General features: G+C 38.8%; 24 protein-coding genes. 16 read left to right on the top strand and 8 right to left on the bottom strand.

The genetic code is table 11. From position 1 onward, the window contains the following. Window positions 1–400 precede the first annotated feature (400 nt). The 5 genes from BOD01S_RS22625 to BOD01S_RS12930 all read left to right on the top strand — a co-directional run bounded on the left by BOD01S_RS22625 (window position 401) and on the right by BOD01S_RS12930 (window position 4,811). Window positions 401–2,197 (top strand): alpha/beta fold hydrolase, encoded by a 1,797-nt coding sequence (locus tag BOD01S_RS22625; protein ID WP_158212483.1) that lies wholly within the window; start codon window positions 401–403, stop codon window positions 2,195–2,197. 423 nt (window positions 2,198–2,620) lie between these two features. Then, the gene (locus BOD01S_RS12945) at window positions 2,621–3,019 is read left to right on the top strand and encodes an ArsC/Spx/MgsR family protein (protein WP_143815028.1); all 399 of its coding nucleotides are present in this window, start codon (window positions 2,621–2,623) and stop codon (window positions 3,017–3,019) included. Window positions 3,020–3,174: 155 nt separating this feature from the next. Continuing rightward, entirely contained in the window at window positions 3,175–3,627 is a 453-nt protein-coding gene (locus BOD01S_RS12940; protein ID WP_036159088.1) for a MarR family winged helix-turn-helix transcriptional regulator, read from the top strand. 22 nt (window positions 3,628–3,649) lie between these two features. Next, the gene (locus tag BOD01S_RS12935; RefSeq protein ID WP_036159086.1) at window positions 3,650–4,168 is read left to right on the top strand and encodes a GNAT family N-acetyltransferase; all 519 of its coding nucleotides are present in this window, start codon (window positions 3,650–3,652) and stop codon (window positions 4,166–4,168) included. Between the two features lie 22 nt (window positions 4,169–4,190). Further along, window positions 4,191–4,811 (top strand): FMN-binding negative transcriptional regulator, encoded by a 621-nt coding sequence (locus tag BOD01S_RS12930; RefSeq protein ID WP_036159084.1) that lies wholly within the window; start codon window positions 4,191–4,193, stop codon window positions 4,809–4,811. Between the two features lie 226 nt (window positions 4,812–5,037). Here BOD01S_RS12930 and BOD01S_RS12925 read toward each other — a convergent pair whose 3' ends face one another. Then, the gene (locus BOD01S_RS12925) at window positions 5,038–5,913 is read right to left on the bottom strand and encodes a LysR family transcriptional regulator (protein ID WP_036159701.1); all 876 of its coding nucleotides are present in this window, start codon (window positions 5,911–5,913) and stop codon (window positions 5,038–5,040) included. A gap of 187 nt (window positions 5,914–6,100) precedes the next feature. On the opposite strand from BOD01S_RS12925, the gene BOD01S_RS12920 reads away from it, so the two are divergent. The 5 genes from BOD01S_RS12920 (at window position 6,101) to BOD01S_RS12900 (ending at window position 11,578) form a co-directional block, all read left to right on the top strand. Beyond that, window positions 6,101–7,330, top strand: a complete 1,230-nt coding sequence (locus BOD01S_RS12920) for an amidohydrolase (RefSeq protein ID WP_088321717.1) — start codon at window positions 6,101–6,103, stop codon at window positions 7,328–7,330. Window positions 7,331–7,586: 256 nt separating this feature from the next. Then, window positions 7,587–8,834, top strand: coding sequence for an amidohydrolase (locus BOD01S_RS12915; RefSeq protein ID WP_036159079.1), 1,248 nt, complete (start codon window positions 7,587–7,589; stop codon window positions 8,832–8,834). Further along, complete coding sequence (locus BOD01S_RS12910) at window positions 8,831–10,051, top strand: amidohydrolase (RefSeq protein ID WP_036159078.1); 1,221 nt, start codon at window positions 8,831–8,833, stop codon at window positions 10,049–10,051. The genes BOD01S_RS12915 and BOD01S_RS12910 overlap by 4 nt, the downstream gene beginning before the upstream one ends. 317 nt (window positions 10,052–10,368) lie before the next feature. Then, on the top strand, window positions 10,369–11,124 hold the full coding sequence (locus BOD01S_RS12905; RefSeq protein WP_036159075.1) for a class I SAM-dependent methyltransferase: 756 nt from the start codon (window positions 10,369–10,371) through the stop codon (window positions 11,122–11,124). Window positions 11,125–11,353: 229 nt separating this feature from the next. After that, window positions 11,354–11,578 carry a hypothetical protein gene (locus BOD01S_RS12900; protein WP_036159074.1) on the top strand — a complete coding sequence of 75 codons (225 nt, stop codon included), beginning with the start codon at window positions 11,354–11,356 and terminating at the stop codon, window positions 11,576–11,578. Between the two features lie 164 nt (window positions 11,579–11,742). On the opposite strand, the gene BOD01S_RS22620 is transcribed toward BOD01S_RS12900, so the two are convergent. Continuing rightward, window positions 11,743–11,850 carry a winged helix-turn-helix transcriptional regulator gene (locus BOD01S_RS22620; RefSeq protein WP_081978064.1) on the bottom strand — a complete coding sequence of 36 codons (108 nt, stop codon included), beginning with the start codon at window positions 11,848–11,850 and terminating at the stop codon, window positions 11,743–11,745. 130 nt (window positions 11,851–11,980) lie between these two features. Further along, on the bottom strand, window positions 11,981–12,790 hold the full coding sequence (locus tag BOD01S_RS12895) for an SDR family NAD(P)-dependent oxidoreductase (RefSeq protein WP_036159071.1): 810 nt from the start codon (window positions 12,788–12,790) through the stop codon (window positions 11,981–11,983). 240 nt (window positions 12,791–13,030) lie between these two features. On the opposite strand from BOD01S_RS12895, the gene BOD01S_RS12890 reads away from it, so the two are divergent. The 5 genes from BOD01S_RS12890 to BOD01S_RS12870 all read left to right on the top strand — a co-directional run bounded on the left by BOD01S_RS12890 (window position 13,031) and on the right by BOD01S_RS12870 (window position 18,682). Beyond that, a complete protein-coding gene (locus BOD01S_RS12890; RefSeq protein ID WP_052125008.1) occupies window positions 13,031–13,396 on the top strand; it encodes an SDR family oxidoreductase in 366 nt (121 codons plus the stop codon). 77 nt (window positions 13,397–13,473) lie between these two features. Beyond that, window positions 13,474–14,061, top strand: a complete 588-nt coding sequence (locus BOD01S_RS12885; protein ID WP_036159069.1) for a TetR/AcrR family transcriptional regulator — start codon at window positions 13,474–13,476, stop codon at window positions 14,059–14,061. Window positions 14,062–14,803: 742 nt separating this feature from the next. Continuing rightward, window positions 14,804–16,192 (top strand): aminotransferase-like domain-containing protein, encoded by a 1,389-nt coding sequence (locus tag BOD01S_RS12880; RefSeq protein WP_036159067.1) that lies wholly within the window; start codon window positions 14,804–14,806, stop codon window positions 16,190–16,192. Between the two features lie 111 nt (window positions 16,193–16,303). Then, on the top strand, window positions 16,304–17,605 hold the full coding sequence (locus BOD01S_RS12875; RefSeq protein ID WP_036159065.1) for an MFS transporter: 1,302 nt from the start codon (window positions 16,304–16,306) through the stop codon (window positions 17,603–17,605). A gap of 393 nt (window positions 17,606–17,998) precedes the next feature. Beyond that, window positions 17,999–18,682: a DUF7003 family protein gene (locus BOD01S_RS12870; protein ID WP_036159064.1), complete on the top strand. Its 684-nt coding sequence runs from the start codon at window positions 17,999–18,001 to the stop codon at window positions 18,680–18,682. Between the two features lie 396 nt (window positions 18,683–19,078). Here BOD01S_RS12870 and BOD01S_RS12865 read toward each other — a convergent pair whose 3' ends face one another. From BOD01S_RS12865 to BOD01S_RS12850, 4 genes are all read right to left on the bottom strand, one after another. After that, window positions 19,079–19,465: a GNAT family N-acetyltransferase gene (locus BOD01S_RS12865; protein ID WP_088321716.1), complete on the bottom strand. Its 387-nt coding sequence runs from the start codon at window positions 19,463–19,465 to the stop codon at window positions 19,079–19,081. A gap of 119 nt (window positions 19,466–19,584) precedes the next feature. Continuing rightward, on the bottom strand, window positions 19,585–20,451 hold the full coding sequence (locus tag BOD01S_RS12860; protein ID WP_036159060.1) for a phosphotransferase: 867 nt from the start codon (window positions 20,449–20,451) through the stop codon (window positions 19,585–19,587). A 181-nt stretch (window positions 20,452–20,632) separates the two neighbouring features. Beyond that, window positions 20,633–21,787 (bottom strand): lactate 2-monooxygenase, encoded by a 1,155-nt coding sequence (locus tag BOD01S_RS12855; protein WP_036159058.1) that lies wholly within the window; start codon window positions 21,785–21,787, stop codon window positions 20,633–20,635. A gap of 192 nt (window positions 21,788–21,979) precedes the next feature. Next, on the bottom strand, window positions 21,980–22,567 hold the full coding sequence (locus BOD01S_RS12850) for a tetratricopeptide repeat protein (RefSeq protein WP_169804323.1): 588 nt from the start codon (window positions 22,565–22,567) through the stop codon (window positions 21,980–21,982). 159 nt (window positions 22,568–22,726) lie between these two features. Between BOD01S_RS12850 and epsC the strand changes: the two genes are divergently transcribed. Next, on the top strand, window positions 22,727–23,668 hold the full coding sequence (gene epsC, locus BOD01S_RS12845; protein WP_036159056.1) for a serine O-acetyltransferase EpsC: 942 nt from the start codon (window positions 22,727–22,729) through the stop codon (window positions 23,666–23,668). 109 nt (window positions 23,669–23,777) lie between these two features. On the opposite strand, the gene BOD01S_RS12840 is transcribed toward epsC, so the two are convergent. Beyond that, window positions 23,778–24,692: an NAD(P)H-dependent flavin oxidoreductase gene (locus BOD01S_RS12840; RefSeq protein WP_036159054.1), complete on the bottom strand. Its 915-nt coding sequence runs from the start codon at window positions 24,690–24,692 to the stop codon at window positions 23,778–23,780. Window positions 24,693–24,812: the final 120 nt, after the last annotated feature.

Below are 24,812 nucleotides of genomic sequence, written 5' to 3'. Positions count from 1 at the left end.
ATCTTTTTCAAATATCCCTTTTATAGACGTTAGGTTACCAATCGCTTTTACTGGATTTCCAGGCCTTGTATCAAACGTTTCTTCACTGTCTGCATAAAGCAATTCCTTTACGCATTACGAAATGAAGAGAAACAACCAAAATACGAACTATTTTTCGTTAAATGTTATTAAATGTTTGTGTTTTTATCTAGCAAATGCGATTTGTCCATCAGCGGGACATAACCCCTTTTTCTCCAAAACCGAACAATATTAATTATCCTTTACAAAAATAAAAAGATTGGATTAGAAGTTCTAATATCGTTTTCTCACTTTTTTGAAACCTTATGATGCCCTTTTCCGTAAAGGAAGGAGGGCATCATAGATTCGACACCATGTTCAGAGAAAAATGGAGGGTGTAAAAATGAAAAACAAATTGTATACAACTATTCTAGCCTCAACATTAGCAGTGCCGGCAATAGTCGTACCAGTGAGTGCGGAAAGCCCTTTTAAGGATGTAGCTCCTTCAAGTCCTTATGCAGAGGCGGTCACCTATTTGAATGCAGAAAAAATTATTACAGGCTATGGAGATGGAACATTCCGGCCGTTGGAAACTATCTCAAGACAGCATGTGATGGCAATCATTGCTAAAATCATAGATTTACCGTCAATTCGTGAAGCGAAAACTTTCACAGATGTTCCAGTAGGGCATCCATACTATGAGGCAATTCAAACTGCTTACCGTACAGGGATTATTGATGGTTATCAAGACGATACTTTCAAACCGGAAGCTCCTGTAACACGTGCGCAATTAGCCAAAATACTGGCTCTTGCTTTTGATCTGAAGGCGGACACGATTGCTGTTTTCCAAGATGTGCCATCAACTCATTGGAGTCATGAATATGTTCAGGCACTTGCTGGCTCCAAAATAACAACAACAGGCAGTACGGGTCTATATCGTCCGAATGAACAGCTGACAAGAGGCCAATATGCGCTGTTCTTATATAGGTTGCTACATATAGAGGAAGATGTTCAGCTACCTCTCCCGACTGGTCATTGGAGCGGTTCAATCGAGATTCCGCAAAGTCCGTTAGACGTTCAACTAGCTATAAAAGAAGACGGTACGGGAACATTCTCTGTTCCTGCACAAGGTGTAAAGGATTATCCGGTCAAATCGCTTAAAATGACAGGTGATTCTATTGTTGTAGAAATTGATCTAGCAGGCACTCAAATGGTTATTGAAGGAAAGGTGTCGGAAGGGAAGATTACAGCGACCTTTACCCAAAACGGCATGTCGCTTCCATTAACCTTAACGCCGTATGAAGCACCTGAAGTGACATATGAAAAATGGAATATCCCAGTAGCCGGCGGCGAGCTTGCAGTAGCACTGCAATGGCCGACTGGTGAAGTTTCCGCTCCTGTACCAGTAGCAATTCTTATTGCTGGTTCTGGAGCTACAAATAAAGACGGCAATACGATTATTGGTGAAAACAATAGCCTGAAAATGCTTGCTGAAGACCTGGCAGCACAAGGAATCGCTACAATTCGCTATGATAAGCGTGGTGTCGGTGAAAATGCCGCACTTATCGCCAAAGAGGAAGATTTACTGTTTACTAGCTATGCCAACGATGTAGAAAGCATCGTGAAGGCAGTAAAGGAAGATTCCCGTTTTTCCGAAGTACATCTTATCGGCCATAGTGAAGGATCTTTAGTCGGAATGGTAGCTGCTTCTACAACTAAAGTGGATTCTATCGTTTCTATTGCAGGAGCAGGACGTCCGATAGATGAAGTATTAATCGAGCAATTATCCGCCCAGCTGCCTGATGACATGCTTGAGACGAGTAAAACGATTCTTGCCTCCTTGAAAAAAGGAGAGCTTGTAGAGAATGTACCTGAAAGCCTGTATTCCATCTTCAGACCTTCCGTTCAGCCGTATATGATTTCCTGGCTACAGTACAATCCGGCAGACATTATAAAAGCGCTAGATGTACCGGTACTGATTGTTCAAGGGAAAAATGACCTGCAGGTAAAAGTGACAGATGCAGAAAAACTTGCTGCAGCAGATACTGATGCTGAAGTCGTATACTTTGATACAATGAATCATGTGTTAAAAGAAGCGCCGATGGATCAAGCGGGTAATCTTGCTACGTATGCAGATCCAACGCTTCCGCTTGCAAAGGGACTTGTTGATCGCATTAGCTCATTCATCACAAAGAAATAATAGTTTAAAACTGTATTTACCAAGGCAGCCTTTCCGATAGAGAGGCTGCTTTTTTGGCTGGAATCCAACACTTACGTAAAACCGGTATGACTCATGAAAAACCTGGCGTGGCGGGGAAAAGGTTTGAGCATTTTGTGACAGAAAAGAGTAAATAATAGACAGCTAATAACTGAAACGTTATAGTTAAAGTATAACGTGATAGTTTGTAGGAAAAGCTGTGCTTACTAGACGAATAACATAATCAGATATCATAAAGCTATATTTTTATGGAATTCGCCGGAACAAGATGAACAGCTAATAACGTCAGTAATTAGTGGACGAACCTTTATAAAGGTAGTACAGAGTGAGAAGAATCGACTGGATAATAAACTGGGGGCAGGCGAATTGTCTGCCTTTTACTATTTTGATAGGCAGGTGAATAAAATGACCGTAAAGATATTTTCCCATTCACAAAAAGCAAATACGAAGAAAGCGATAGAGTGGTTTACTAAACACGATGTACCTTATGAGTTATACGATTTACGACAACGACCATTCCTTTATGACTACTTTCTGAAATTCCTCTATTATACCGAACCCGGCCATCTTGAGTTTTTATCAACTCGATCAAAGGCTGGAATAGCACTTCAGCAGGAAATAGATAAGCTCACTATTAATGAGCTGTACAACCGCATAAAATCCAATCCAAAATTACTGACAGAACCCATTATGATGGACGAAACGCGTGTCTTGTTCAGATATCAGGAAATTGAAATGACGCAATTTCTTTCCCGTTCCCAAAAGTTAGCACTTTTTGAGGGAATGAGCATAAACAGTCTATAATCTCTCCTACGCTCTTTATAAAAGCACTGAATTGAAAAGGATTACGAGATATTTATAGCTCGCCAACAAAAATATTGTTGTAAATGCAACGAATTTACGGTAAATTTAAAATGTAGTTTTGTTGTATTTACAACAAAACTGTTAAGGAGGTAGTTATGAAAGAAATACTTCGGGAAATCGGCATGATTGCGCGGGCATTAGATTCCATCAGCAATATAGAATTTAAGGAGTATGACCTGACAAAAGGACAGTACCTGTATGTTGTGCGGATTTGCGAAAATCCGGGCGTCATTCAAGAAAAGGTAGCAGAAATGATAAAAGTCGACCGTACTACAGCAGCCCGTGCCATAAAGAAGCTAGAGATGAATGGGTTTATCGAGAAGAAGGAAGATCAGCAAAACAAAAAAATCAAAAAGCTATTTCCTACCGAAAAAGCTAAAATGATCTATCCTTTTATAAAAAAGGAACATGACTATTCGGACCGGATGGCATTAGAAGGTTTTTCCGAGGAAGAAGCAGACCTTATGTATAATCTACTGCAGAGAGTAAGAAAAAACGTAGAAAAAGACTGGGAATATGTTAAAAAGGGAAATAAAAGAAACTATTGATGTTACAGGAGCGTAAATCTATATGACGATAACAATAAGAAAATGTACGAAAGAAGACTTAAAAGAGCTGCAGGAAATTAGTATCGACACCTTTCAGGAAACTTTTCAGCACCAAAATTCGCCTGAAAACATGACGGCTTATTTAGAGAAGGCATTTAACATAAAACAGCTGGAAACCGAATTAGCTGAAATCTCTTCGACATTCTTTTTTATTACATTTAATGAGGAGCTCGCCGGCTATTTAAAGCTCAATAGAAACGAGGCTCAATCTGAAGAGATGGGCGATGAATACCTGGAAATCGAACGAATTTACTTAAAAAGCAATTTTCAAAAGCACGGTCTGGGCAAACGTTTATTAACGAAAGCATTAGAAACGGCACAAGAATACAAGAAAAAGAAAGTTTGGCTCGGTGTTTGGGAGAAAAATGAAAATGCCATTGCATTTTATAAAAAAATGGGCTTTGTCCAAACCGGTTCACATTCCTTTTATATGGGTGAGGAAGAGCAAATCGATATTATCATGACAAAAACCATTTTATAACTTTTCCGAAGGGTGGATAACTATGTATATTCCAAAGTTTTTTAGCGTATCAAATACGGAAGAAATATGGGACTTTGTTCAGGAAAATTCGTTTGCAACGATCGTTACGACGGAACAGGGAAAGCCAATTGCCACTCATTTACCGGTTCAGCTTATAAAAGAAGGCGATACTTACCTTTTAACCGGACATATGGCTATTGGAAACACGCAGTGGAGAACATTTGAAGCCTGCGAAGACGTTTTAGTCATGTTCCAGGGACCACATGCTTATATTTCGTCCTCTTGGTATGAAAAGGAGAATGTTCCCACTTGGAATTATCAGGCAGTACATATGTATGGCCCGGCCCGTATTTTGGATGGAGAAGAGTTAGAGCGGGATTTGACCATGCTGCTGCAAAAATATGAAATGCACCGCAACAAGCCGGTTTTATGGGAAAAACTATCTCCGCAGTTGTTAAACAATCAAGTAAAGGGCGTTATCGGGTTCAAAATTACCGTAAAGGACATCCAGGCTGCATACAAGCTGAGCCAAAACAGGACTGATGAAGACTACCAAAATATTATAGAGAATCTTTATAGAGAGAATGATCATAACGCTGAACAAATGGCACAGGTGATGGAGAAGAGTAGATCTAAATCATGATAAAAGATGGGTTCCTCAAAGCTGTAAATAGCTAAAAAGGTGGTTTGAACATTTGATTTTGATTTATATTACGGCCAGTGCTAAAAGTGGTCAAGAAGCATGATTAGGAAGCTGTCAAAGGCATACGGAAAATAAGAGTATTTTCAGGCTTGCCGAGTAGCTTTTGTGAACAGCCATCATAAATAGGGCTCCCAGCTAAAGTAGTTGGGAGCTTTTTAGTGATCTCTTACGTTTTTTGGATCATCTCGAGAAAGTTCTGTGCCGCCTGCGACAAGCTGTGGTCTTTCAGCCATATTAATCCGACTGATCCGGACAACCCTGCTGCTTTTGTTATCTGGTAAGCATTAATGTCATGTCCGCGATATGTTTTAAGGATGGTTTCCGGAACAATGGATGCGGCAAAGTCAGAGGCGACAAGATCCAGCAAAAGGCTAATATCTGAACACTCACCAGCAATTGCTGGGTGTAGATTAGCCCGGGAAAAAGCTTCAACAATCAAGTAATGCACACCTAGTCCCTCCGTACTTGGAAAAAGAAGAGGATACTTTTGAATTTCATCTAGTGTTACCTCTTGAACATCTAATGTTCGCTTCTTCGACGTGATGAAACAAAATGGCTCATTACATAGATGAAGTACAGAAAAATCGTCCAGATTGAGAGGCAAGCGGATAATCGCTAGTTCCACAATTCTGTCCCTGACTAATTGACAAAGATGGGAAGATTCATTTTGCTGGATTTTATACGTAATCTTTGGGTATTGCTTTTGAAATTGCGCCAGTAATTGAGGGAGCCCGCTGACTGAAAATGTATTGACGCCCATTGTAAGTCTTCCATTGACGCCTTTACCGACTTCCTTTACCTCTGCTTTAGTTTCCTCCATCAACTGGGTTATTTTCAAAGCATTCTTATACAGCGCTTTTCCCGCCTCTGTCAGCTCTAAAAACTTCCCGCTTCTTTCGAATAGCTTCGAACCAAGCTCATCTTCCATTGCTTTTAATTGCTGGCTTAATGGGGGTTGAGACATATGAAGCCTTTTAGCCGCTGCAGAAATTTTCCTCTCTTCTACGATGGCAATAAAATAGCGTAGCTGCCTAATATCAATCATTGACATCCTCTCCAACTAGTAAATGGAAAATGGTATATGAAAAAAATCAATAAAACTAATTTTATTAATATTTTTCATATAATTATAATCATGATAGCATATTTATATCAGGGCTGTTGGTGAAAGCTGGAATGAGAAAAATTTATAGCCACTATTAAATGAATATAGGAAAGGATCGATGTGTGTGAGCTCTACTTATTGGTTAACAAATACACGTTTAGAAACAGGTTATCAAATCGATGAAGGGATTGTAACGGGAACGAATTCAGAAAATTTCCATTTATTGATTGAAAATAAGAAAATCGCAAAGATAATTCCTTCTTCCGAGAAGATAGCAGATGATTTGCCCCGGACTGATGCGAAACAGCTATTGGCCCTGCCATCTTTCGTGGAAAAACATTGTCATTTGGACAAAACATTGCTTGGCGATCGTTGGCGTCCTGTGACACCTGTCCGGAATATCTTTGAGCGCTTGGATATTGAAAAAGAAGTTCTTCCTTCTTTGGATACTGCTACGCAGGAACGTGCGGAATTATTGCTTGAAACATATGTGGCATACGGCGTTACCCATGTACGTACACATGTAGATATTTATCCTGAGATAGGGTTAAAGAATTTAGAAAACGTTCAAAAGGCATTACGTACATTTGAGGGGAAATTGACGTATGAAATTGTTGCCTTTCCACAGCATGGTCTATTACGTACAGATTCAAGAGATTTAGTTAGAGAAGCACTAAAAAGTGGAGCAAGTTTTGTAGGTGGGGTTGATCCTGCTACAGTAGACGGGGATATCGAGGCTTCGTTAAAAGCGATGGTAGAGTTAGCTGTAGAAGGAAATGCTGGTATTGACCTGCATTTGCATGACCCGAATCATTTAGGGATTTTCACTATAAAAAGACTAGCTCAGTTAACAAAAGAAGCGGGTTTGCAAGGAAAAGTAGCGATTAGCCATGCGTTTGGACTCGGAGATATCCCATTAACCCAAGCTGAAGAAATGGCTGACCTACTTGCTGATGCGGGGATCACGATTATCTCCAGCATACCGATTAATCGTAAATTCCCTCCAATGGGCTTATTGCGTAAGCATGGCGTACCGGTTGCTGTTGGGTGCGATAACATTTTTGATGTGTGGTCACCCTTCGGCAATGGCGATATACTAGAACGCGTTGGGCGTTTGGCCGAGATTTCTCATTGGGTGGATGAGCGTTCACTGTCACAGGCACTTTATTATATTACGGGCGGCAAAACAACGCTGGATCAGGAAGGTAGACAAGTATGGCCAAAGATCGGCGACGAAGCAAATCTAGTTTTGGTCGAAGCATCCTGTTCTGCTGAAGCTGTTGCTCGCAGATCGAGGCGAGCAGCTACAATATTCAATGGAGAATTGACTTCAGGTTCACTTGGAGCCTATTAAAAACAGTTAGCTGCATAGTGTACCGGAATTAGGAAACTATACTTTTTGCGAAGAAAATAATATAGCCTTTGTCTTTGGATACTTGTATACAAGTGTTCAAAGACATACTTATATTTGTTTTTGAAAGTCAAACTATACATAGTCAGTATCGAATATAGTAGTGACTTAACTTGAAGGGATGTTTCTTTAAGTCAGGCAGCTAGTATTAGCCTTTATCTATCATAAACGAACTGCGGAGTAAAAGGGGAGTGTTTTTTTGCGATTATTACTAAAGAATGTGCGTCTGGAAACAGGCTATCTGTATGAGCAATCGTTTGTCACAGCGACAAAAACGGAACTATTTGATGTGTTGATTGAAAATGGGATATTTGTTGAAATTGCTCCGTCGATTGAAGTGAACGATGCCGTTGTAGTAGATGCCAACATGCAACTGCTCATTCCATCTTTCAAAGAGATGCATACACATATTGATAAAACATATTTCAGCGGAGAATGGAAAGCACCTACGATAGCGACAGAAGGTATTTTTTCACGTTTTAAGGAAGAAGCCCTTTTATTACCGAAGCAATTGGATGTTGCGGAAGATAGAGCACACGCGATGGTGCAGCATTATATTAAAAACGGACATACGCATATTCGAACACATGTGAATGTTGATCCACAAATTGAGACGAAACATATAGACATCGTTAAACGTGTGCTGGATAGTTATCAAGATCAAATCACGTATGAAATCGTTGCATTCCCTCAGCACGGGTTATTGCGTAACGGACCTTCGTTTTTAACAATCATGGAAAAGGCATTACAAATGGGCGCTACTCATATCGGAGGGGTAGATCCTGCTTTAGTAGACCGCAATAGCAGCGAAGTGATCAAAACAACCTTTCAATTAGCTGAAAAATACGGGGTTGGCATCGACATTCACTTACATGAACAAAACACATTAGGTGAATTTGACATTCAACTTATTTTGAATGAAATGGAACAACGCTCTTTTAAAAAGGACGTAACGATCAGTCATGCATTCGCTTTGGCGGATTTGCCGGAAAAATCATTAAATCCGTTAATAACCCGCATGGCTGCAAACCAAGTTGGTTTGACGACAACCATTCCAATTGGTGCAGGCCCTATTACGATCCCTGTGAAATATTTGTATGATAAGGGGGTAAAAGTGGCATTTGGTCATGATAGTCTTGTGGATCATTGGTCGCCTTTTGGAAGCGGGGATACAATTCAAAAATTAAACCAATTTATAGAGCGCTTTGGCTACATAGATGAATGGCACATCGGACAGTCCTTAAAATACGCTACGGGCGGTATAACGCCTTTAAATCTTACAGGGGAACAGCAGTGGCCGAAAACTGGAGATACGGCAAATGCGCTGCTTGTAGATGCTGTGAGCTCTGCACATCTAATCGCAAGACGTTGTCCTATTTCAACAGTCCTCTCAAAAGGAAAAGTGATTCATAAAGAAGAGATAGAGTTGAAGGGGGAATTCCGATGAAAACATGGGTGCGCAATGTACGGCTGGAAACAGGAGAGTCCACATACGATGATGGCAGTATAAAAACCGAGACTGGTTTATTTCACATTCAAGTTTCAGAAGGATTGATTGAAAACATCCTACCTGCTTCATCGAATGTGCCTGGGACAAATTCAATTGACATGGAAGGAAAGCTTGCACTTCCTGCATTTAAAGAAATGCATAATCATTTGGATAAAACCTATCTTTCCCTAGGATGGAGAGCTTGCCGTCCTGTGAATAACCTACCGGAAAGATTAGAGCTGGAAGCAGCAGAATTAGAAGTACTTTCCGAAACGGTGATGCAAAGGGCCTCTGCAATGATTGAATTGCATTTGAATAACGGTGTGAACCATATTCGAACACATGTCAATATCGATCCTTTTATAAAACTGAAAAATCTGGAAGGTGTTAAAAAAGCGCTGGAAGCCTATGATCAGTATGTAACCTATGAAATTGTGGCGTTTCCCCAACATGGTTTGCTGGCTCACGAAGAAATGCCTGGCTTATTGAGACAAGCATTAAATAGCGGTGCCACAATCTTAGGTGCACTTGATCCAGCAGGTATTGATAACGATATTGAAAAATCACTACAACTGACGATGGATATAGCAAAGGACTGCCAGGTAGATGTGGATATGCATCTTCATGATAGGGGACAAGTAGGCTTCTATACGATGGATAAATGGCTGGATATGGTGAAGGAGCAAAACTATAAAGGTCGTACAGCATTCAGTCATGCATTTGGCTTAAGTGGTTTGCCGCCCCGTTTGCAACAGCAGTTTGCGAAAAAGCTAGGCGAACACGATGTAGAAATCATGTCCACTATACCGATATCCATTAACCATCAGCTCATACCGATTGATCTGCTGCAAACAGAAGGAGTCAACGTTGCTTTAGGCTGTGATGGTTTTTATGATTCCTGGAGCCCTTATTTTTCCGGCGATATTTTGGAGAAGCTGCATAATTTCTGCGATTATACAGGAAAGGCAAATGAGCGTTCCTTGCGCGGGAGCTTAAGTCTGATTACGCAAGGGGTAACACCGTTAACGATAGAGGGGCAGCAACAGTGGCCACAGGTTGGAATGGACGCTAGTTTTGTATTTATTGAGGCAAGCTGCAGTGCAGAAGCAATAGCGAGACTGCCGAAAAACAGAATGTTAATGCATAAAGGAAAGCTATATCTTCCAAAGCATTAGGGTATATAGGTGACATATGCCTGTTTATATATGTCAAAAAACATAGCAATTCAGATCAAAATAGAGCCAAAGCTTTATTCCAGCTGCTGAAAAAGACAGATTGAAAATGGACGCCTATTATTAAATAATAGTAAGGTAAAAATTAATCATCAAAATGATTTCGGCTGATTCCAAAATGGGATCAGCTGCTTTTTCAAATTAAGGGACAAATAGTTAAACCGTAAGTGAAAAGAATCTGCGGCAGAGAGCAAAAAATTCTGTCGTAAATTTTTTGAAACCATGCAGATATAAACAGAGTAGCAAAAGGAGGGAGTACGATGAAAACAACAGGGAATTTTACCGGCAAGGCTGATATATATGCAAAATACCGTCCTAGTTACCCTGATGAATATATCGATTATCTGTTTTCGGCTAACCAGCTAAAAGAAGACAGCATTGTGGCCGACATTGGTTCAGGTACGGGAATATTTAGCCACCAGCTGCTTGAAAGAGGTTTACATGTAATAGGTGTTGAACCAAATGATGATATGAGAACGATTGCTGAGCAATCGTTAAAACAATACGCTCGTTTCAACTCAATAAAAGCCACTGCTGAAAATACAACATTAAAAGAAAATAGTGTGGATTTAGTAACTGTTGCCCAGGCATTTCATTGGTTTGATAAAAAAGCATTCAAAATCGAATGTCAACGGATCTTGAAACAGAAGAAAAATGTTGCTCTTGTGTGGAACAGCAGGGATTTAACTAGTCCGGTTATTAAAGAGAATGAAGCAATTTGCCGAAAGACCTGTTCGAATTTCAAAGGATTCAGCGGTGGGATAGAACAAACACCAGAAGTGTTTAGCAGCTTTTTTAAAGATGGAAAGTATGAATTCAAAATATATCAAAGTGAAATGCTTTTTGATTATGAAGGCTTTTTGGGAAGGAATTTATCAGCATCCTATGCGCCCAAAAAAGATGACGACGAATATAAAAGGTTTGTTTTTCTCCTGTCAGAGCTATTCGAAAAGTACAGTAAGAACGGAAAAATTGTTCTCCCAAACATAACGCGAAGCTATCTAGGCAATGTTTAAGCAGCAGGATATAAAGGGGCTTTAGCGGAAATTCAATTAATATTAAACCGTCTTTCCAATATTGGAGGACGGTTATTATGATATTTGTAAATAGATTATCATAGTCAATACTTTTGACTACACCGATACAACAAAATCCTCCTAGGCAAATGCTTAGCTTCTTTATAGGCAATTTGCATAACCTATATCGAAATAAAGAGGGGGAATATTATGCAAAATTACGGACAATATGGCGGTTATCAAGATTACAGAGATGATGATGACTATGATTATGACTATGACGGTTATGGGAGACGTCGTCGAAGAAGAATTCCGCATTACCAGTACCCGTTTTTCCCATTCTATCCAATATACCCAGCCTTTCCAGCATACCCACCATACTACCGCTATCCGTACTATAACCGCCCATACAACCGACCTTACGGCTACTAACATCAATAAAGCTGCTGCTTAATAAAACTGTGGACCTACTGGATCTTACCTGTAGGTCCACTTAATTTTTATTGAACATTTCTATTTTAGCGATGTATGCTAGCCACTTCTATTTTGGATTTTAAATGCCGCGAAGCTAAAAACTGATTACATATTATCGAGGCAGAATACTTAGCTGTGCTCTGTTTATTTTTCTCTTTTTTGCTCTCCCCATTGGCACATTTCCTGAATGATAGGCCAGCGAGTTTGTCCCTTTTCAGTAAGGCTGTATTCGACATAGTAGGGGAGTAACAATAATTATGAATTTTTCTCGTTGTATGAATACCAATCCGTCAATTGGACTAAAAGTAAATCAAAAATATTTTAGAAATGCTTCTTTAAAATAAAACTAATTTACTTATTGTAAATAAGTTAAGTTAAAGGCTTACCAGCTTATATTCGCTTTTTTCAATGCATTTACAGTTGGATTTTGTACAAGCATACCACCATCCGAGTTGATTACTTGACCAGTTATGAATGAAGACTCATCACTTGCTAAGAATAAAGCTAAGTTTGCGATATCCATAGGATCACCGATACGATCTAATAATTTGATATCTTTGTAAATATCGATTAAGGCAGCTAAAGCTTCTGGGGCATTATCGATACGGTCTTTTGGCATTACCATACCAGGGGCAATCGCGTTACAACGGATACCTTGTTTACCGAATTGTACAGCTGTTGAACGTGTTAATGAAATAACACCTGCTTTGGCTGCTGCGTAAGCTGATTTCGTCATTTCACCTACTTGTCCTCCCATTGATGCTGTGTTGATGATCGAACCGCCACCATTTTCTATCATCACTGGAAGCGCGTATTTGGTACCTAACATAACAGATTTTAAGTTATAACGCATTGTTTCATCCCACTCAAAAACGTCCATGTCTTTTACGTTTACGTCTTTATGGAAATCTAAGCGCGCAGCATTATTCATTAAGATATCTAAACGGCCATATGTATCAACAGCTGTTTGAATCATGTCTTTGATCATTTCCTCATTACCAATATCCACTTGTTTTGCTACGATTTCTCCGCCAGCTGCTTTCACTTCAGCTACTACACGCTCTAATCCAGCTACATTAATGTCAGCAGCTACTACTTTCGCACCTTGTGCAGCAAATAGTTTTGCAGTTGCTTCACCCATGCCTGAAGCGGCACCTGTTACGATAGCTACTTTGTTTTCTAAACGACTCATGTTATAACACCTCTTTAAAATTTTACAACATGAACTTTCAGGTTGCGTATTAGATTTCATGTTGTTAATTTATTATATGAACTAATTTACATTTTGTAAATAAAGTTTTGTTGGTTAGGAGTAAAAAATATGTGTTTATAAGCAAAATAGTTATTATTACAGGTGCTGCGAATAGTGTAGGCGTTTCAGTAGTATTTTGACGATGAAGCACAACGTTAATAAAAACTTTGCAACGATGGAATGGATGAATGGAATTGGGATCTGAACATTAGCTTAAACGGCTGTGTGCTAGGTATGAAATACATAATTTATGAAATGCAAAAAGCTGGCGGTGGTTCAGTCATTAACATTTCATCTATTGGTTGTATTTTTGGATTGGCAAGCTCTAGTCCTTACATAACTGAAAAAGGTGCATTACGTACTTCATCAAAATCGGCTGTTGTTGAATACGAAAAAGATAAAATCCGTGTCAATTCAGTACACCCTGGTTTTATCGTAATGACAGCACACACGATGGAAGCGGGTATGCCATTGTATCAAGCGCGTACACATTGCATTAGAGGGATCACGCTTTATGACAATGACAGACGCTCAATTAGTCATTGATGGCAGATGAACAGCTCTATAATTTGTTTTAACCCACAAGTATTTTCATGCTACTATTATAAATAGTAGGTGATAAAATGAAATTAGATCCAAGACAAGTTAGATCGAAAGAAAAATTACATGAGGCATATTTGTCATTGATAATTGAAGGACATGATCAATTTTCAATTCAACAAGTTTGCAAAAAGGCAGCGGTAACAAGACCAACGTTTTATAAACTATATAAAGATATTAATGAATTACGAAAAGCGATGATTGAAGAATTACTTTCGGAATTGAAGCAGGCGTTGACCATTCATAATCCCAAGCCGCTTGATAAAATTACAGAAGAAGAAAAAACAGAAAACTTAACTTTGCTTTTCGAACATGTCCAAAAAAATCACATTGCATATGAGACGTTGCTTATTTATCAAACGGATGCGTTGTTTACGAATGGCATCCAAGAAATATTAAAAGAATATGTACGTAATGGAATTTATTTTTCCCAGACACGTCCGTATCTAATTAACGTAAATGAACAACTGATCATTGCCTATGCAGCGGGTGCCTATTTAGAATGTATAAGATGGTGGATTACGACGAACTATGAAATTGCTCCCGTTCAAATGGCAAAAACACTCATTGAACTATCACTAAACGGGCCTTATATAAAACGACTGCCGTAATTAGTATGATATTGACAAGAAAACATCCTCAAAAAGTTCTGCTCAACAAACCACTCTATTTTCGGGTAGAGTGGCTATTTTTATAAATTTTATTTGAAATATCGAGGAAAAGAAAATTCTGTATTTTTCAGCTGTTCATTTTGTAAATTGTAAATTAACAGGTGCAATAAGGATGTTTATTATAAAGTTGTTCTTGCTAATTATGAATGTAAATATTTTTGGAAAAAACCGAAATATAATTCTGCTAGAAAGTTAATAGCTGTTGTAGAGATTGAAATTATTTTATATAAAGCAGCTTTATCAATAAGCGTTCTTACAAATAGTGGGGAGCTTATTAAACATAAAGTGTTAATTGAAGAGAAATCTAATATATTTTTATTGGATAGATATTTAGGGGAATTCAAATGGTCTTCAAATGAGGAAATACGACTTTATCAAAAATACAGTGGCAATACTACAGGAGTAGATTTTTTATATTTAACAATATAATCCTGCTTATTACGCTTCAAACTTATGATGAAATGGTTCAAAAATTAATGAAAAACCTAAAATCATGAAAACCCAGAATCCTGTAAATAAATACGGTCAAAAGGAAGGATGAATGTGAATGATTCTGTAGTTATTGTTGGAGCTGGTTTGAGTGGTCTTCGAGCTGCGTCTCTCTCACTGATAGGCATATAGAAAATCATATTTGTTATATAAAGGTTAAAATCATATCAATTTGTAAAAAGGGATGGATATTATGCCGATTAATTCTTTTGAAAATTATCCGATGAGCTGGAAGCCTTCGATTAATAAAACTGAAAAGCCTATATATCAAGCAATTGCAAGGCAATTGGAAAAGGACATTCTTAACGGAGATTTGTTACCAGGAACAAAACTTCCACCACAAAGAGAATTGGCTGACTATTTAGATTTAAATCTGAGTACTATTTCAAAAGCTTTTAAAGTATGTGAGTTGAAGGGCTTGTTAAGCGCTTCAGTTGGAAGCGGGACATTTGTATCGTATGATGCGTTATCGAATGCCTATTTGCTTGAAGACACCAAGCCACAGCATTTAATTGAAATGGGAGCAACACTTCCAGATAATGCTTCGTACGAGCCATTGCTAATCCAATTGAAAAGTATGCTGCAAGAGACAGATTACGAAAAATGGTTTGGATATGGCCGGACAGGCGAAAGTATTTGGCAAAAAGATGCAGCTATAAAGTTACTCCGAAGAGGGGGATTCGAAACAGACGTTGAACACATTTTATTTGCAAATGGCGCACAAAATGCAATTGCTGCTACACTAGCAGGCCTTTGTAAGCCTGGCGAACGCATTGGGGCTGACCAGCATACATACCCGGGCTTAAAAACTGTTGCAGCGATGCTTAATGTACAAATAGTACCGATAAAATCAGAGAACTTTGAAATGAGTCCAACTTCTTTTGAAGATGCTTGTAAAAATGAAAATATTAAAGGCATATACTTGATGCCAGATTATCATAATCCGACAGCTTCCTTAATGTCGGTTGAGAATCGAAAAAAGATTGCAAGCGTTGCTAAAAAATATAATCAGTTCATTATTGAGGATGGATCTTACCATCTTCTTAATAAAAACCCACTACCAGCAGTTGCATCATTCGCCCCCGAACAGGTTATCTATATTGCGGGTTTATCTAAAGCATTAGCACCAGGATTACGACTAGCCTATGTAGCAGTGCCAAGCCAATATAAGGAACCAATTTCAAAGGCACTTTATAATTTAAACATAACAGTTTCCCCGTTATTAGCGGAATTGACAGCACGGACGGTTGTATCCAACCAATTTGAACTCTTAATTGAGGGTCATCGAAAACAAACCATTCAAAGAAACCAAATCGTGGATCGATATTTGAGTGACTATAAGTGTCTAGGTGTTGAAACGGGTATCTTTCGTTGGCTGCAATTACCAGGCAAGGTAACAGGTGCAGAATTTGAAACATTAGCTGAGCAAGAGGGCGTACAAGTATATGCGGCTGAACGTTTTGTAGTTGGAAATAGTTGTCCCGAAAGGGCAGTTAGGATCTCCGTTTGCGCACCTAATACGACACAAGAGCTTGAACAAGGATTGATTATCCTTAAACGTTTATTAAATGATCTTAGCTAATATTGTTTGCCATACAATTGTGACATTGTATGGTTTTTTTGTGCGTGTTATGATATTTCAAATATTGTTAGAAGCTTAATAGAATGGATTTTTAGAAAGGCAGGTAGAAATATGGTACAAAAAGATTGTGTAGAATCATTAGAAGTACAAACAGCTACGCTGAAAAGCTACATACTTTCTCCACAAAAACAAAAAGCGTTATATAATCGTACATTATTCGTAGTAAGTGTATCACAAATTTTTGGTGGTGCAGGATTAGCAGCCGGGGTTACTGTGGGTGCACTTCTTGCACAGCAAATGCTTGGTACAGAAGCCTTTGCCGGACTTCCTTCAGCATTATTTACTTTAGGGTCAGCAGGTGCAGCTTTACTCGTTGGCAGACTATCGCAAGCATCTGGACGACGTATAGGTCTTGCAACTGGTTTTATGATCGGTGGACTTGGGGCAATAGGCGTCATCATTGCAGCAATTATAAATAGCGTTTTGCTGTTATTTCTATCTTTACTTGTTTATGGTTCAGGGACTGCAACTAATTTACAAGCTAGGTATGCAGGTACGGACTTAGCAAATAGTAAACAGAGAGCGACTGCTATTAGTCTTACGATGGTTTTTACAACATTTGGTGCAGTTGCTGGTCCGAATTTAGTAAATGTAATGGGGGATATTGCTCTTTCTATTGGCGTTCCAGCACTTGCTGGACCATTCATTTTAGCAGCAGTTGCATATATCTTAGCGGGGATTGTCCTTTTCATTATGCTTCGGCCCGATCCGTTAATAATAGCAAGATCAATAGAAGCATCCAACAAAGAACTGAATGAGAAAATATATTCAGCTACTACTGAGCAAGTAGAAAACAAAAGAGGCATAATTGTAGGTGCGACAATTATGGTTCTCACTCAAATTGTCATGGTAGCCATTATGACAATGACACCTGTTCATATGCGGCATCATGGACATAGTGTAGGGGAAGTCGGTCTTGTGATTGGTTTTCATATAGGCGCCATGTATCTTCCTTCGCTGGTTACTGGTATCCTTGTCGATAAATTGGGGCGAACTGCTATGGCGATTGCTTCTGGAATTACGTTGCTTCTGGCGGGCTTAACAGCTGCATTTGCCCCAGGAGATTCCATGGTTTTCCTAGTAATTGCACTTTCTTTACTCGGATTAGGATGGAATTTTGGTTTGATAAGCGGGACTGCACTTATTGTTGATTCCACTACAACTTCTACGAGGGCTAAAACACAAGGAACAGTAGATGTCTTCGTTGCATTGTCGGGAGCTGCTGGTGGAGCCTTGTCCGGAGTGATTATGGCAGGTTCAAGTTATCTAACATTATCATTTATCGGTGGGATTCTTTCCTTATTATTAATTCCGGTTATGATATGGTCTCGTGGAGGTCAAAATAAGCAATAATAATCCTATATTTTGAGTGACTACGAATCTTTATCCATAATGCCATCAAGATAATGATAGATTGCACTTAAACTAAAGAGGCAGGCTAAATGAACAAAGTTTGGAATGAATCTATCTAATAAGGGTTAAAAAATGAAAAACCAGCAGTTGTACTTATTGATACAGCTGCTGGTTTTAAATGATAGACTTTGGAATTTATATGTGATCTTACGCTAAAAGAAGTATTCCAGCTCGCAGTCAAAAACGAGATTTCACTGAAAAAGAACGAAGAGCAATGAATAATATAGGGAATAAGCATGGATGTCATATGTGAGGAGTTAAAATCGCTGCTTCAAAGAAAGGGAACAGGGTTCTAGATCATCAACAAGTGGAATAAAGAAAAGGAGATAGAATATGAATCTAACTACCATATTAGATATGCATTATAAAGAATATGAATTCCTTATTTTAGAAAACGCTAATTTTGATTACGTTGCAGCCAGTATAGATGTTTTTCTACAAAACGATGAGTGGTTACTAATTTTTCAAGTAATAGGCATCGATCAAGAAGGTCCACAGACTGATGTATATTATTATTCAAGCCAGCCAGACATTTCGTTTGGTATTACAGCGTTTGATACTATTCAATTTGAAACAGAAGAAGCATTATCAAAAGAACAACTATTTAAAGGCAAAATCACTATTTTAGAAAAAACCTACGAATACCATTTCGTTCCTGAACAGTATCAAGCATATGATTTAGCTATTGATGATCCAATAGAATATGAAACGTCACTTTTACGTTTAATTAAAGAAGAGCTACGACCAGCTTTTTTCTTGAATGTGCATGAATTGCTAGAAACATTCAACTTAGATCCAAGATGGATACCATTTTATAAGGCCGAAAATTGGCAGCATACAGAAGTAGAAGATTTACCACCAAGTAAAAATATATTTTTTAGCTCTTTAGAAAGAGCAATAGAACATCATGACACCAATTTAATTGAAGTAGGAAAAAGTAATATACACTGGAAAAATTGGTGTGAATATGATTTTTCACAACAAGAAAATTGGGAAATAGATGAGAAAGAATCATAGAATTACAACGTAGAGATAATGAAATAGTTTTTATAAACGTAATCAGGTTAAAGCAGCCAAAAATCAGGAGTTACCAAACGTATATCGAAAACAAACAATGCTGATTCATTTTTCAAAGGGAGGCTTTACGATGTTACTGGTGAACTTGATACAACGAATAATTAGGCGCTTAAGAGGAAAGCCCACTTATACTGTTTAAAATTTCTAGTTTACATAATATAAATTATAGGAAGTTATATCTGTCTCAAAAGTATACTTTAAATAGTGAGACAGAAACGAGGTTTTTAATAGCCCGATCCATTTACACATGCTGCGTTTCATTGCTTGTTGTTTGCAGATTCAAGATTTGTTGCGCCTATATCTATCTGTGCCAGATTACTTTCACTTTACGTTTATTCATTCAGAAACCCATTCATATTGAATATCAGGTAAATTTTCTTCGTTTTCGTAGCCTCGACCAATGATTTTGAATCCATTTTGTTCATAAAATCTCTGTGCGTTTTTATTTACGTCAAATGTATATAGCGTTAATCTTCCCGTGGATTGTTCTTTTGCTTTATCCAGTAATGTCCGGCCAATACCCAATCCCTGATAATCCACATGAATATAAAGCTGGCTGATCTCCGTTTCGTTATAAGCAATCATTCCAACTACACGTTCATCCATTAATGCTAACTCTATTTGATACTGTTCTCGTAATATATGATTTAAAAAATATAAATGGCTTTCCATATTATGCATTTCTTTCTGACCAATTGCTCTTTCCTTGCTTTCCCGCCACATGGCTACTGTCTCTTCAGCATGCTCAGGGCTATATGGAACTACGTTGAAATGGTGCTGTTTCAATAAAACTCCTCCTTTTTGTTGATTGTTTTGATGCTTCTTATATATATATATTTCTTTTATGGAAGGTATTTCCTCCATTCTTTCCATGCCGCCATATAACCGTCTAAATCATGCGGATGCACTTTAATACATACGCCAATTCGTGTATAAAGCTGAAAAAGAACTTCATCCAGCAGCTGTTCCTTCGTAAATGACTCATGCCCGCTCCACGATGAAAATGCTGCGAATAATGTACTCCCGTCAAGGTTATCCGGTGAAGAACAAAAAGCATAGGTAAAATCATAAATTCTAGGGCCAATTAATGGTGAAGGATCAATAACCCCATTGATTTTATTATCCGAAAATACAAAGTTATGAACACCTGTATCTCCGTGTAAATAATACTTTTCCTCCTGAGCATGAGCAACTTTTAATTTGGTTACTAACTGTTCCACTTTTTGATGATCCTCCGCCGGAAGAAGTTCACCTATATTCTCCCCAGCAAACTCAAAACTAGTTTGTGTAAAATCTGACCAAGAGCTTCTTTCTATTCCGTTTACCCTGCCCCATGGCTCGTCACTAGCCGCCTTTTGATAATGGTTAAATAACCCGTTAATTAAAACGTTCAACCAATCCAGTTTAGACCCTCGATTAATATGTGTTTCTCCAGGGATAAAAGAATAAACAATAAAATCCTTTTTATCATCCGTAAACAGAACATCAGGCAATAGCTTTACGTCTTGATAAGTCATAAGAAAATCATGAGTTGATGTAATAATTGCTGGCGTATCTATCTTGACTACATACGCTGGTTGCTGATTCAACCAAAGAGTATATAAAATACCGCCAGTAGTTCCGCTTTTTAACGACCTAAATTCCCAATGATCTTTAATAATCAATCCCTTATTGGCTAACATATCTATTACTTCGTGTATTTTTTGCATATTGAATTCCTCGTTTTTATAAAATCTGATACCTTATAAATTCTCCGTCTTTTTCAACTATCCTGCAAAGTGCTATTATTAACCAGACCATTTACTTAAAGTTGGATATTCCTGATAGAATAGATTAAAAATAATAAAATATCCCCCCGTTTCTCTCAAGGGAGGATATACACTCATCATATTAACCTTTCTTTAATAATTCCCGATTCAATTCCTGAACGCTCCGCTTACCAGATAAGGCTAATGTTAAATCGAAGTCAGCAATCATATTTCTCAATACCTGTTTTACACCTTCATCTCCCGCCAGCGCTAAGCCGTACATATAAGGGCGGCCGATCAGAACGGCTTTTGCACCCAAAGATAACGCTTTCAGAATGTCCGAGCCTCTTCGGATACCACTATCCATCAAAATCGGGACTTGTCCATGTACAGCTTCGACAATGTCCGGTAGTGCATCAATTGCAGGAATGGCCCCGTCGACTTGTCGACCGCCGTGGTTGCTGACAATGATTCCATCCACACCATGTTCTACTGCAAGTTTCGCATCATCAGGATGCAAAATTCCTTTTAAAAGGATCGGCAGCGAGGTTTGCTGCTTGATAAAGTCTAAATCCTTCCATGTTAACGCGGGGTTTCCGAAAATGGATGCCCAAAGCATAATGGCTGCCTGCATATCTTCCTGCGGAGGACATGCAAGTCTAGAACAGAATACCGGATCTTCTAAATAATTGCCGATTCCCTGTGCTTCTAAAAATGGCAGATACGCATGTTCAATATCCTTTTCACGCCACCCCATCATGGACGTATCAAGTGTAATAACAATGGCATCATACCCAGCTGCTTCGGCTCGCTTTACCATACTGGCAGCAACTTCATGGTCTCCGCTCCAATATAATTGATACCAACGGGGTGAATCGCCCATCGTATCTGCAATCTTTTCAAGACTGTATGTCGAAGCAGTGCTGGCAATGAAAGGAACATCCATCGCGGCAGCTGCACGTGCCGTTGCCAATTCCCCATCCGGATGAACAATGGATTGTACGCCTACTGGTGCGAGCAGCACTGGATAGCTTAGCTTTTTGCCAAATAGCTCGATACTTAAATCCCTTGAAGATGTATCACATAGCATACGCGGAACAATCTGCCACTTATCAAACGCTCGATTATTTTGTACGGCTGTTACTTCTGCTCCTGCAGAAGCCGCCACATAATAAAACGGCTTTGCGTCTAATACCTCCTTTGCTTTCGCTTCCAGCTCCTCATAGGAAACCGGGATAATATTTTTTTCGATTTGCTGGTACACTTTTAACTGCACTTGATTGCCAAAACTCATCATACTCCCCCTCTCATAATTAACAAAAACAATTAGTTTTTCCCTTGTATAGAAAGTTCTAATCTTGATATATGCGAATTTATGAAAGATATATTCCGTTCGTGATTATAAACCATTAATTGAGTAAAGCTTCATTACAGGTTTTTACCTGAGGTGTCTTCACATTTAGTCAGCATACATATTTAACTTTTATAGTTAAGTGTTGCTGTTTAACTTTCCTATCTCTCTTAGTTTTCTTTTTGTTACTTCCTCCAATACCTGTCTGGTCGATCTAATCAATAATTCGTCCCCCTTTTTCTTTCTGATTTCCAAAGCCTTTTGAAATAGCACCTCGGCCTTTTCCAAATTATGCAATTCAAAATAGCATTTGGCCTGATGCTGGCAAAGGAAATCCTCATAGGCTAGAAGATTGGTTTCACGTAAGATTTCCTCCGCTTGTGCAAAAGAATGCAGGGCCATTTCATGCTGCCCGTCATATTTGTATGCTTCTCCTAATCGGATCAGCGTGATCATTCTTTTTTTAATATCCGTAAAAGCTGAGTTAGCTTCCTGCAAAGCTGCAATCGCCTGTTTCGGTTTATTTATCACTCTGTAGCAATACCCTAATGCGCTAAGAAGAAAATATTCCTCTTCCCCACCATTCCGTCTTTTTCCTTCTAACGCGGCAATCAGCTTTCGCACCGCATCCGTATTTTTAGTCTGTTCCCGGTAATATTGTTTTTCATCAAAATAAACTAGGCTCTGTAATGCCGAAAAGCTTTCTTTAAGGGAATGCAGTTCCACCATGTTTACTCCTTTTTAAATGATTTTCGAAATAACTTTAGCAAACTAAAATCACAACTACTGCATAATTTTTTAAATCATTGTACAATGAAACATATTAAGTACTAACTATAGTAATCAAGACTTCTTGTCTTAATAAATAGTAAGGGGTATGAAGCGATGAAATTTAATGAATGGTTAAACAATGAAGTACCAAATATCGCCAATTCTCTCGATGAGATTAATAGGCAGTACGTGGATATTGAGAACTCTATTGGCTTACATGGTAAAAATACAATTTACCAGATACTTCACAACTTCCAAGTGGCACTGTTCCCGGGAATGTACGGCAGCAGACCGATCAATGATATGAGAATCAACGCAGAGGCAAGTAATAGCTTACGTACAGCTGCGATGGACCTCGGAGATATCATTGAAAAGGTACTAATTTATAACCGAGATGCGGAAGGTACACCCATTTGCGAAAAAAAATGCAGAGAAAAAGCGGATGAAGTAGTCATGACGCTTATCAATAAAATGCCAACTATCCGTAGAGTGATCCAAACGGATATTGAGGCAGCTTATAACGGAGACCCGGCAGCCATTTCAACAGAGGAAATTTTATTGAGCTACCCGTCAATTACAGCTGTATGTATCCACCGGATTGCACATGAACTCTATAATTTAGATATTAAGATCATTCCGCGTATTATGTCTGAGTATGCGCATCAATTAACAGGTATTGATATCCACCCGGGCGCATCCATCGGGGAATCTTTCTTTATCGATCATGGTACAGGTGTCGTCATTGGTGAAACATGCACAATCGGCAACAATGTGAAAATCTATCAAGGTGTCACATTAGGTGCGTTAAGCTTCCCGCTCGATGAAAATGGAAATCCGATTAAGGGCGTAAAACGTCATCCTGATATTGAGGACAATGTCATTATTTATGCGGGTGCGACAATTTTAGGCGGCCAAACAAAAATTGGTCATGACACAGTGCTGGGCAGTAATATTTGGCTGACGCATTCAGTCCCTCCATATTCCAGAGTGTATAATGCACAGCCTTCGCCAAAAATCAGCAATAGCCAAATTAAAAATATTGAATACGAAATTTAATGTACATACAAGGTATGATCCCCCACAGGAACATACCTTGTTTTCTTTTTAAAGACCTTCAATGTCTTTTCCTTATATAAAAAGCCCAAGATTTCTCCTGGGCTCTCTTTTATACATTTTCCGTTGAGAGCAGTCTTCCCGCTTTTTCAACAGCTGTCTCCATTTGGGCACGCAGCTCGGCAGCAATTTCGGCTACTGTCTGTCGTTTTTTTACGTTACCTACACCTTGTCCGGCTGACCAAATATCCTTCCATGCCTTGGCATCTGTCATAACGGAAAAATCAAGCTTTCCTTTTGATTGAAGGTTTTTTGGGTCTATGCCGTTTTTAATAAGAGATGGAATTAAATAATTGGCATGTACTCCGCTGAAAGCATCTGTATATATGATATCTTCTATTTGGCTGCCGATGACCATATCTTTGAAGTCCTCTGTCGAATTGCCTTCTGCAGCTGTAAGGAACCGAGTCCCGATATAAGCATAGTCCGCTCCCATAAGTTTAGCTGCTACAATGTCCGCCCCGCTTGAAAGAGTACCGGCTAGGCAGATGATGCCGTCAAAGAAGGCGCGCACCTCTGAAATGAACGCAAACGGATTTAATGTGCCGCCATGCCCGCCTGCCCCGGCTGTGACAAGGATAAGACCATCTACCCCAGCCATCGCTGCTTTTTTTGCATGCTTTACATAAATCACGTCAGAAAATACTTTACCGCCATATGCATGAACCGCTTCCACCACAGGCGCAGGATTGCCAAGTGATGTAATAACAATCGGCGGCTGGTACTCCTTAATTAAATTAAAATCCTCCTCATAACGGGCATTTTCCCGCTCATGACAAATAAAATTCACTGCCCAAGGTTCTGTCGGCAAGGCTTCTTTAATTTCCTGAAGCCATTTTGCGCATTCGCTTGCTGGACGGGCATTCAGCAGCGGAAACGACCCAATCATGCCCGCCTTTGACGACTCAATAACCATCTTAGGTGTAGAAATCAAAAACATGGGTGCAACAATTACTGGTAATTCCATATATTCTCCCCCTATCGTCCGTTAAATATTCTATGAATCTTCTAAAATATTTAACAATTTAATTCCATCATAAATGAATACCCATTCATTTGTAAAGGTCAGGGTAGGAAATTATTGCTT

It is taken from the genome of Lysinibacillus odysseyi 34hs-1 = NBRC 100172, from assembly GCF_001591965.1.
GTDB lineage: Bacteria > Bacillota > Bacilli > Bacillales_A > Planococcaceae > Lysinibacillus_B > Lysinibacillus_B odysseyi.
This window is presented reverse-complemented; position numbering and strand designations above follow the sequence as displayed.

Bases quoted from the DNA above. Each gene is read 5' to 3' on its own strand.
- BOD01S_RS22625 (WP_158212483.1), top strand. From the start codon at position 401: ATGAAAAACAAATTGTATACAACTATTCTAGCCTCAACATTAGCAGTG.
- BOD01S_RS12945 (WP_143815028.1), top strand. From the start codon at position 2,621: ATGACCGTAAAGATATTTTCCCATTCACAAAAAGCAAATACGAAGAAA.
- BOD01S_RS12940 (WP_036159088.1), top strand. From the start codon at position 3,175: ATGAAAGAAATACTTCGGGAAATCGGCATGATTGCGCGGGCATTAGAT.
- BOD01S_RS12935 (WP_036159086.1), top strand. From the start codon at position 3,650: ATGACGATAACAATAAGAAAATGTACGAAAGAAGACTTAAAAGAGCTG.
- BOD01S_RS12930 (WP_036159084.1), top strand. From the start codon at position 4,191: ATGTATATTCCAAAGTTTTTTAGCGTATCAAATACGGAAGAAATATGG.
- BOD01S_RS12910 (WP_036159078.1), top strand. From the start codon at position 8,831: ATGAAAACATGGGTGCGCAATGTACGGCTGGAAACAGGAGAGTCCACA.
- BOD01S_RS12905 (WP_036159075.1), top strand. From the start codon at position 10,369: ATGAAAACAACAGGGAATTTTACCGGCAAGGCTGATATATATGCAAAA.
- BOD01S_RS12900 (WP_036159074.1), top strand. From the start codon at position 11,354: ATGGCGGTTATCAAGATTACAGAGATGATGATGACTATGATTATGACT.
- BOD01S_RS12895 (WP_036159071.1), bottom strand. From the start codon at position 12,790: ATGAGTCGTTTAGAAAACAAAGTAGCTATCGTAACAGGTGCCGCTTCA.
- BOD01S_RS12890 (WP_052125008.1), top strand. From the start codon at position 13,031: ATGGATGAATGGAATTGGGATCTGAACATTAGCTTAAACGGCTGTGTG.
- BOD01S_RS12885 (WP_036159069.1), top strand. From the start codon at position 13,474: ATGAAATTAGATCCAAGACAAGTTAGATCGAAAGAAAAATTACATGAG.
- BOD01S_RS12880 (WP_036159067.1), top strand. From the start codon at position 14,804: ATGCCGATTAATTCTTTTGAAAATTATCCGATGAGCTGGAAGCCTTCG.
- BOD01S_RS12875 (WP_036159065.1), top strand. From the start codon at position 16,304: ATGGTACAAAAAGATTGTGTAGAATCATTAGAAGTACAAACAGCTACG.
- BOD01S_RS12870 (WP_036159064.1), top strand. From the start codon at position 17,999: ATGAATCTAACTACCATATTAGATATGCATTATAAAGAATATGAATTC.
- BOD01S_RS12865 (WP_088321716.1), bottom strand. From the start codon at position 19,465: ATGTGGCGGGAAAGCAAGGAAAGAGCAATTGGTCAGAAAGAAATGCAT.
- BOD01S_RS12860 (WP_036159060.1), bottom strand. From the start codon at position 20,451: ATGCAAAAAATACACGAAGTAATAGATATGTTAGCCAATAAGGGATTG.
- BOD01S_RS12855 (WP_036159058.1), bottom strand. From the start codon at position 21,787: ATGATGAGTTTTGGCAATCAAGTGCAGTTAAAAGTGTACCAGCAAATC.
- epsC (WP_036159056.1), top strand. From the start codon at position 22,727: ATGAAATTTAATGAATGGTTAAACAATGAAGTACCAAATATCGCCAAT.
- BOD01S_RS12840 (WP_036159054.1), bottom strand. From the start codon at position 24,692: ATGGAATTACCAGTAATTGTTGCACCCATGTTTTTGATTTCTACACCT.